General features: G+C 73.4%; 2 protein-coding genes. One reads left to right on the top strand and one right to left on the bottom strand.

Annotated features, from left to right (window positions below; genetic code table 11):
- Window positions 1-133 precede the first annotated feature (133 nt).
- Entirely contained in the window at window positions 134-490 is a 357-nt protein-coding gene (locus tag QH283_RS06280; RefSeq protein ID WP_280502068.1) for an SPW repeat domain-containing protein, read from the bottom strand.
- A gap of 222 nt (window positions 491-712) precedes the next feature.
- On the opposite strand from QH283_RS06280, the gene QH283_RS06275 reads away from it, so the two are divergent.
- A partial coding sequence (locus tag QH283_RS06275; protein ID WP_280502067.1) for an FAD-dependent oxidoreductase occupies window positions 713-1225 on the top strand: 513 nt, incomplete at its 3' end.

Raw genomic sequence — 1225 nt, 5'->3', positions numbered from 1 at the left:
GGCCGCGCGCGGGGCCCACCCGCTGGCCCGGGCGGGGCGCGCGCGGGGGGCGGGTCGGCCGCCGCCCGGTGCGAGGTGAGGCGCGCATGGCGGTGCGCCGCGGATCGCGTCCGGGAGTGACCGGGCTCGGGGCTCAGTGGTGGGCGGCCGGGCGATGCATGCGGCCGGTGACGGCGGGCAGTGCCGCCAGCGCGACCACCACGGTCACCAGGCCGACCACCCACGAGGTCCAGGCCGCGCCGCGGAAGGCGGTGTAGTCCATGACCCACGGGGCGAGGAACAGCAGCGCGCCGAACAGCGCCATCGCGTAGTCGGCCATCGCCATCGCCGGGCGGGCCATCTGGGCCAGGCCGGTGAGCGCGATGAGCACGCCGAGCACGATCATCGTCCACATGGCACGGTCGCTGGTGTCGACCCACAGCGGGGACAGCGCGGTGAAGGCGCCGAGGACGACGGCGAGGAGGTCCTTGGCACGGGATTCGGTGAACATATCGTCCTCCTGCGGTGCGAGAAAGTGGTCCTGACCTCGGTATAGACCTGATCGACCGCCCGGTCGAGACAAGCGATGGGCACGATTCGGGTGCTGTCGCGGTCACGGATCGGGCACTTTCCGGGCACGGTCGTCGGGGGCGCACGGGAACGGGAGACCTCGGAAGCGACCAAGCAATTGCTAGGCTCGACGGGTGTCGTCTGCTGAGGAAGGACGGATCGCATGAGCGCGCCGATCATCATCGTGGGAGCCGGTCTGGCCGGTCTGCGCACCGCGGAGGAACTGCGCAGGGCGGGATACGAGGGCGGACTGGTGCTGCTCGGTGACGAGTCGCGACTGCCCTACGACCGCCCGCCGCTGTCCAAGCAGTTCGTGCGCGGCGAGACCGACGACACCACCCTGCGTCCGGCCGAGTTCTTCGAAGAGAAGGCCATCGACCTGCGGCTCGGCGTGGCCGCGTCGGGTGTGGACACCGCCGCCCGCCGCCTTCGCCTCGCCGACGGCGACGTGCTCGACTACAGCCATCTGATCATCGCCACCGGCCTGCGCCCCCGGCGGCTGCCCGGCCTGCCCGATCTGAAGGGCGTGCACGTGCTGCGCGACCACGCCGACGCCGCCGGTCTGCGCGCCGAGGTGGAGTCGGCGCGCCCCCCCCAGATCGTCGGCGCGGGGTTGATAGGGTGGGGGGTGGCCGCCCGCGTCCGCGCGCGCGGGCGCGCGGGGGGGGGGGGGGGG

The organism is Nocardia farcinica, assembly GCF_029867845.1.
GTDB lineage: Bacteria > Actinomycetota > Actinomycetes > Mycobacteriales > Mycobacteriaceae > Nocardia > Nocardia farcinica_A.
The sequence above is the reverse complement of the archived record's forward strand: the minus strand, read 5'-3'. Positions and strand labels throughout refer to the sequence as shown.

Coding starts and splice junctions, on each gene's coding strand:
- QH283_RS06280 (WP_280502068.1), bottom strand. CDS start 490: ATGTTCACCGAATCCCGTGCCAAGGACCTCCTCGCCGTCGTCCTCGGC.